This window comes from Chloroflexota bacterium (assembly GCA_009840355.1).
Lineage (GTDB): Bacteria > Chloroflexota > Dehalococcoidia > Lucifugimonadales > JADFKI01 > Bin90.
In genome coordinates, this window is record VXNZ01000040.1 from 1 (window position 1) to 5,261 (window position 5,261).

A 5,261-nucleotide genomic window follows, 5' to 3' on the forward strand; every position below is an offset into this window, starting at 1 on the left:
CGAGACAATTCCTAAACCGGTGATTCCTAAACTCTGATGACGATAACCGTCATCGATACGACGGAACACGTCACTACGATCAAGCAAGCTTTTAGCACAAATAACCCGGAAATCGCTTGAATTGACCGCCGCAAATCCCTATAATGGACGGTCACATACACGGCAAGGACGCTGCCTACAGCCTGGAAAACTTCAGCAGCGCCCTTATTCGTCGAGGCCCTTTCGGGGGTCTCGTATGTCACCAGAAAGGAGGTGATCTTTATGTCCTTACAGCCTAACCGAAACTACCAATTCTGGCAACTCAATCAGCTCGAACGAACCCCTCTCCTCTTGGCATTTGAGCGTAGGCTCCACGCCTACCCACACGTATATTCTACCAAAGCGTAGGCAGATTGTCAACACGAACACCCATGCGGCCGTATAGCAAACTCATGAAACACTTCGTTTGATCCGCAGAACCGCCCTCCAGCGCCAACTGGAAGGCGGCCCCAACCCTTCGGCGTCGTCCTGTCGATTGCAGTCAGAGGGACTTCGCCTAGCCCACGGAGAGCCTTATGGGTTACTACGATGTTACCCCTCCCGAAGACTTATCGCAAATCCTAGAAGCACTACCCAAACTCACCGGCTACGACCAACTCCAACAAGCACTTGATCTGGCCGACTACGACCCCCTCTTCGACACCCTCCGCGCCTACAACTACACCGGCAGGCCTCCTTACCCGGTTGACGCGATGTATCGTGCCATCCTGTCCCGCTACCTCCTTAGCATACCTGACGCCAGCAAGCTGGTGGACCGACTGCGCATTGATCCCAGGCTCCGTGAGATATGCCGGTTGGGCGACCGGGTGCCGTCCGAATCGATGATCTCCAGATTCTTCAAGCGCCTCTCCGCTCACGTCGATCTCATCTATCAATCCATCATCGACACAATAGACCGTCTCGCTCGTCTAATCGACAATCAACGTAAGTTCGACGACTATTCAGTTGGCTCCATCATCGCCATAGATTCAACCCACGTGCCGACGTTTGCGCACCCACGACGTGACCCACCCACCGACCCAGATGCCCGCTGGGGCCACAAGACCTCTCACCGAACCAAGGACGGCACCAACGTCGAGTACACGTTCGGCTACAAAGTCCATCAGGTGAATGACGCTGTGTACGGCATACCGCTCACCAATATCCTCCTGCCGGCCAACGCCTCCGATAGCCCTCAGCTTCCCAAATTGGTCAAGAAAGCTTTGGCCGAACATCGTTGGCTCGATCCTGAGTACGCGGTCTGCGACAAGGGCTACGACAGCACAAAGAATTATAAATTCCTCGATGATCGTATGATCGCTCCGATCATCCTCATCCGCGACACTTACAAAAAAGGCGATTTGTACGACTCAAAGGGCCGACCTATTTGCATTGGTAACCAGCCCATGCAATACGTCGAAACATACCCTGAACGCGGCCATCTGTTCCGTTGCAACCCCGAAGGTTGCCACCTAAAGAACCAATTGGCGTTCTCACTTTACTGCCGGGACACCTGCTACGAGAATTCCGACGAAAGCGCTGAGATACTACGCAAGGTCGGGAGAATCGCTCGCGCCAGTCGAGAGTTTAGAGACATCTATCGCTACCGGCAATCTATAGAGCGCTACTTCGGTAGCAACAAACGCTCTCGACTACTGGACCAACACAGATACCGGAGCATGACCAAGATCAACCTGCACGTTGCACTGGCCACGCTGACTTATGTTGTTACTATGCTCGCACACGTCCTGATGGGCAACATAGACGGAATGCGGCAGATGCGGATCAGATTGCCCAAGCAGCCATCTGTTGATGAGCGAGGGAGTCACGCAGCCGCCTCTAGCTCGGCGTCGTTTTTTAGCTGCTTGCAATCGCTAACAATTTGTTGGCGGCGCTGTTGCAATGCCATGTGCATATGATCAGTTGATGCCGTTCGGATATCATCCCAGAGAACACCTTGCTTGCTACGAACTGCGTGTTTTGCTCGAACGGTGCGACCCTGGGGATCCGTAATATATTCTTCGCGCATGGCTTTAGCCAAGTCCGCAGCGAGTTGATCCACAGGTGATTGCTTTGGTTGCCATTCACCATGAGAATAGGCCCATTCCGCGATTGTCCGCGTCGTGTTTTCGACTGGCCATTCGCCTCCGGCATCCCGATAACGCTGCACGATTCGTTGCAATTGAGCGTTGTAGTTGTTTGCGCGAGCCATAATCCCTCACGGAATATTGACGGGAAGTATCTGTCCGAACCCATCGGTCAAGGCAGATTCAATGAGAATCTCACGTACTTTGACAAGTAAATTCCTATGATTAGTATAGCCAATCTCTCCTCTGTGTTGAAGCTGACCGACAACTATCCCAGGATGTACGCCTCGTAACTTGGAGAAACCCACCAACCGATTTCTAGAAAATAGTGGCGACACCCGCAGTATAAAATCGTCCAGTCGATCCTGTGGCACTAGGTTTTGAACTGCAAAGTTATCAGCCATCAACTCAGACTCGGGACGACAGTATTCGCCCTGCGATTGCTCTTCTGGCAACATGTCTTGATCTAATGCAAAGCTATCCCGGTTATGAACATGGCCCAATTCATGCCATAGTGTATGCCAAAAATAGTCGATGCGATCAAAACGCATCGATAAAACTATAACAGGACATTTAGAATCTAACCAGAAAGACGCGCCGTCAATTCTGGACTTGGATAAGGGTTGCACCACGAGAAGTCGAACTCCTCCTTCTGCGAGCACAGCGGGCACTCTACGGATGTCTGCGGGATGCTCCAATAGCGTTTTTAGATCATCTAGGGCTTGCTCGAAACGGTTGGAAGTAAATGACCTAGCCGCTACACCTTGGGACAAATTGCGAGCGCGGAACAACCATGCCATCTGTGGAGGCGTCACTAATGTGTACTCTGTGGATTTCCGAGCAGCATGGGGTATTGGTTGTGGAGTCTCGTCAAGCGAATTGATGTTAAAGAAGCTCAGTAAATTACCTTCTAAAATATCCATGTCTTTTGAACCCGGTATCCAACCTCGCCGGATCATTTCTGTGACTGGCGCCTTACTAAAAATCTTGGCTCGACGTTCCACGTTTGAGACCCTGGCATTGGCATTGGCATTGGCAAGCCGGTAACGCGAATCAATATCGAGCCAGTATTCAGCCGTAGTTCCGAGTGCAGCGCCGAGCGCAACCGCAACATCGGCGTCGATAGCCCTGCGACCTACAACTAAACGACTTACCCATTGAGTGGATTGTCCAAGCACTTCGGCGAGGTCGTTCTGCGACCAATCGCGTAGCTTTAGCTCCTCTAACAGAACTTCGCTCACCGACCTAGGCTTGTTCGATTCTGCCGTGTTCATAGTGCCCTCAATATCATGGCATTGAGATTCTAACCTGCATACTTGCTGCTGTCAATATCCAAATCGCCATATTTGGATATCTGAAATAACAAGTTGACGCTCCGCCTACGCTCGGCGTACCATAACGCCGCTACAGCCGTAGAGGAGCCCGCCTTCTCTACCCATTTCGGACTGCTGACGGCAGCTGTCCCGCATACGCTCACAAGGGGCACTCCGTGCCTCCTCGCGGCGCGTATGCAATGGGCTCAGCGGCTGTAGCAATCCGCCCCGTCGTGGGTCGTGAGGAGGTGCCACATGAAGCCCTGGATAATGATTTGCTTGGCCGTATCGATTGTGTTGGCGGCGAACTCAAGCCCAACCCCTGTTTCAGCACAAGACGAGCAAAGCGATCCCTGCCGGACAACCTTCTTGCTACGATTTGACGTCGAGAAAGACCAAGTAATATTTCCAAATCACCCAGCTCATCTCTTCTGGGCCGTTCACAACGCCGCGAAGGTAGAACTACAGGCGCAAGACCGAGACGAATGGCGGGATGAGTGGGAAACGGTACCAGCTGTGGGTTTACGCGAGATCAGGCATGAAAACGATACCCATTACAAATTGCGTATGACCAATGCAGAAGGCGCATCCTTTGAGTCAACACTCTTTGTCGATATTCATGAGTCTCCGCATTTCTATACCCTGAGCGTCACTCCGTATCACATATCGGCCGGCGAGTACGCAACCTTGGCATGGACGACGCGGCACACGCACTGGGTGAATATTTCATCCCTACCAGGGGCTGGCCGGACGTATCAAGACGACTGGCCCGAGACCACCACCAAATACCCCGCCGATGGGAGCCACACGGTCAGCCCAACCGAAACTACGACTTACCGGATTACTGCGGTTTTCGAGCATGGTAACGAATTTGATGGAGGCTCAAGGTCAAATTGGAGGTTTATAACCGTATACGTGGATGAGGCGGCGTCTCCTTTTCGAGTACCATCATCGTCTTGATCTCATGGAAAGATGAAAGGAACGAGCATGACAATAAGACCTGCATGGCACTCCACCGAACCAGACGGATGCGAAGACGGTTCTGGCGTCCGACGCCCGGTCTATCATGTCTGCGCTAATTGCCCGTACCTACAGGCAATCGTCCAGCGCGGCAACACAACTTCGGGACCGGGTGAAAATCGTAGCGAGTGCTTCACGTGCATCGAATTGGAGAAAGCAGGGCAATGCATCAGACCTGCCTAGAGTGGTAGGGGTCAAACTCCATTATCCAATATGGGTCGCCTATACCCTTGGCTGAAAAGTCCCAGACCCGAGCGAGGTTGAGTATTCTAATGCCTGCGTCAAAGTAGGTCGTCGCCGCATTCTTTGCATCGTCATCAGAGTCCGCTTGAAAGAAGATGCGGTGCCATGGTGGCAACTCAGTTCCGTCCCAGTAGCTGAAGATGGTGATGCCAGGTATGTTCTCGATAGCCTTGAGAACTTCCTGAAGAGTAGTTTTTTCTCGTTGTTTTCGTTCTTCAACAGGGGTAGTCATTTGGTTCCTCCTTGGGAGAGAGTGGAGATGCTGGACATGCGAAGGCGGGAGCGGTTTGAACTCACCTTGATTTGCATTGAGGTGTTGGAGGAGGTCGTGCTGGATGTTCTGACAGAGGCTAGAGAGTGGACACCTCCGCTGAGTACGCTTGAGGTGGCTTTTCGGGCTGGAGTGCCAGCGCCGCGGGAACGTCAAATGACCGATTTCGTGTTGAGACAACTGGAGAAGCGCGGGCGAGTAACGGAGATCCGCGAGGGCCGGCGGACGGTTGGGTGGCAGCTACGAGATTACGAATAACGGCACTTCAGTGACAGTTTCCGTCATTCATCATCGTTTAGGAATTGTCTC

General features: G+C 52.4%; 5 protein-coding genes. 3 read left to right on the top strand and 2 right to left on the bottom strand.

Features of this window, described 5'->3' with window-relative positions:
• The first annotated feature begins 554 nt into the window (after positions 1–554).
• Positions 555–1,937 (top strand): transposase, encoded by a 1,383-nt coding sequence (locus tag F4X57_11135; GenBank protein ID MYC07704.1) that lies wholly within the window; start codon positions 555–557, stop codon positions 1,935–1,937.
• Positions 1,938–2,236: 299 nt separating this feature from the next.
• Here the strand turns inward: F4X57_11135 and F4X57_11140 are convergent, their stop codons facing one another.
• Positions 2,237–3,379 carry a helix-turn-helix domain-containing protein gene (locus tag F4X57_11140; protein MYC07705.1) on the bottom strand — a complete coding sequence of 381 codons (1,143 nt, stop codon included), beginning with the start codon at positions 3,377–3,379 and terminating at the stop codon, positions 2,237–2,239.
• Positions 3,380–3,673: 294 nt separating this feature from the next.
• Between F4X57_11140 and F4X57_11145 the strand changes: the two genes are divergently transcribed.
• Positions 3,674–4,378, top strand: a complete 705-nt coding sequence (locus F4X57_11145) for a hypothetical protein (protein MYC07706.1) — start codon at positions 3,674–3,676, stop codon at positions 4,376–4,378.
• Between the two features lie 229 nt (positions 4,379–4,607).
• Here the strand turns inward: F4X57_11145 and F4X57_11150 are convergent, their stop codons facing one another.
• Positions 4,608–4,913 (bottom strand): hypothetical protein, encoded by a 306-nt coding sequence (locus tag F4X57_11150; protein MYC07707.1) that lies wholly within the window; start codon positions 4,911–4,913, stop codon positions 4,608–4,610.
• A gap of 27 nt (positions 4,914–4,940) precedes the next feature.
• On the opposite strand from F4X57_11150, the gene F4X57_11155 reads away from it, so the two are divergent.
• Positions 4,941–5,210, top strand: coding sequence for an ArsR family transcriptional regulator (locus tag F4X57_11155; protein MYC07708.1), 270 nt, complete (start codon positions 4,941–4,943; stop codon positions 5,208–5,210).
• Positions 5,211–5,261: the final 51 nt, after the last annotated feature.

What these genes read in the sequence shown, in the direction of transcription:
- F4X57_11135 (MYC07704.1), top strand. Translation starts at nt 555, where the DNA reads ATGGGTTACTACGATGTTACCCCTCCCGAAGACTTATCGCAAATCCTA.
- F4X57_11140 (MYC07705.1), bottom strand. Translation starts at nt 3,379, where the DNA reads ATGAACACGGCAGAATCGAACAAGCCTAGGTCGGTGAGCGAAGTTCTG.
- F4X57_11145 (MYC07706.1), top strand. Translation starts at nt 3,674, where the DNA reads ATGAAGCCCTGGATAATGATTTGCTTGGCCGTATCGATTGTGTTGGCG.
- F4X57_11150 (MYC07707.1), bottom strand. Translation starts at nt 4,913, where the DNA reads ATGACTACCCCTGTTGAAGAACGAAAACAACGAGAAAAAACTACTCTT.
- F4X57_11155 (MYC07708.1), top strand. Translation starts at nt 4,941, where the DNA reads ATGCTGGACATGCGAAGGCGGGAGCGGTTTGAACTCACCTTGATTTGC.